At 63.9% G+C, this 1140-nt stretch carries 2 protein-coding genes; both read right to left on the reverse strand.

What is annotated here, in order from left to right; translation table 11 throughout:
• Positions 1-780 (reverse strand): helix-turn-helix transcriptional regulator (locus EN935_RS37085; RefSeq protein WP_164771739.1); only part of this gene is annotated, 780 nt, incomplete at its 3' end.
• 92 nt (positions 781-872) lie between these two features.
• Positions 873-1140, reverse strand: a 268-nt coding sequence (locus EN935_RS37090) for a uracil-DNA glycosylase family protein (RefSeq protein WP_281040411.1), incomplete at its 5' end; no start/stop codon positions are given.

Below are 1140 nucleotides of genomic sequence, written 5' to 3' on the forward strand. Positions count from 1 at the left end.
CACCAGCACCGTCCTCGTCTGCTCGTCGGCCGGGAAAAACGATTCGATCGCCAGTTCCGACAGCGTCACGTCGAGCGGCGTGCCGAAGACGGTGATGGTGCTGATGAATGACAGCACCTGATCGCCATGCGCCAGCCTGAGCGGGTGCACGATGGCATTCGGCTCGACAGGCGTCGGCCGGCTGCCCTTCAAGCCGGACGGATAGGTCCGCAGTTCACGCTCCAGCTCGACCAGCACCGGGTCGCCGGAGGCGTCGTTCTGGTGTTTCAGGCGCTCAAGCAGATGCGCTCGCCACTCCTGGAGATTGACGATGCGTGGTGCGATGCCGCCGGGATGCAGGCTGAGGCGAAGCACGTTGACCGGCGGCGTCAGCAGCGAAGCCTCGCTGATATCGGCAAGGAAGGGAGCGATGGCGGCGTTGGCCGAAACCAGGTTCCAGTGGCGGTCGACAGCGAGTGCCGGGAAAGGCTCGTGCCCCTTGAGCACGATCTCGACCGCCGCCATCGCCGGCGCCAGCGTCGTGTCGGTGAGCGAGCGCTCGCCGAAGCTGGGGGCAAAGCCGGCGGCGAGCAGCAACCGGTTGCGTTGCCTGAGCGGGATCGACAATTGCTCGGCCAGATGCAGCACCATATCCCGTGAGGGCGCGGCACGGCCGCTCTCGACGAAGCTCAGATGCCGCTGCGAGATCTCGGCCTCCATCGCGAGATCGAGCTGCGACATGCGCCGGCGCGTGCGCCATTCGCGAATGAGGCTGCCGGCGGAGGTTTGGGGTGTTGTCATGAGGCATGGTTAGGCTGAGAGGAGACGTATTTCAATTACCTCGGAGGTTATCGGTACGGCATCCATGTCGGAGATTGGCTACTTGCCAAGCCTCAGCCAATTTCCCGCAGCTTTGCCTTCACCTCGAGAAAATCCCGCCACGCCAGCTTCTTGTGCGCGGGCGTTCGTAAGAGATAAGCCGGATGCAGCGTTGGCATGGCGGGAATGGCGATGCCGGATGCCGTCGTATGGACCCGCCAGTTGCCGCGCAGCCGCAGGATGCCTTCGGAGGTATTGAGCAAGGTCTTGGCTGACGGGCCGCCAAGGTTGATCAGCACCTTCGGATTGCCCAGCTCCATCTGCCGCTCGTTGAACTGCCTG

This window comes from Mesorhizobium sp. M7D.F.Ca.US.004.03.1.1 (assembly GCF_003998635.1).
In the GTDB taxonomy this organism is placed as follows: Bacteria; Pseudomonadota; Alphaproteobacteria; order Rhizobiales; family Rhizobiaceae; genus Mesorhizobium; species Mesorhizobium loti.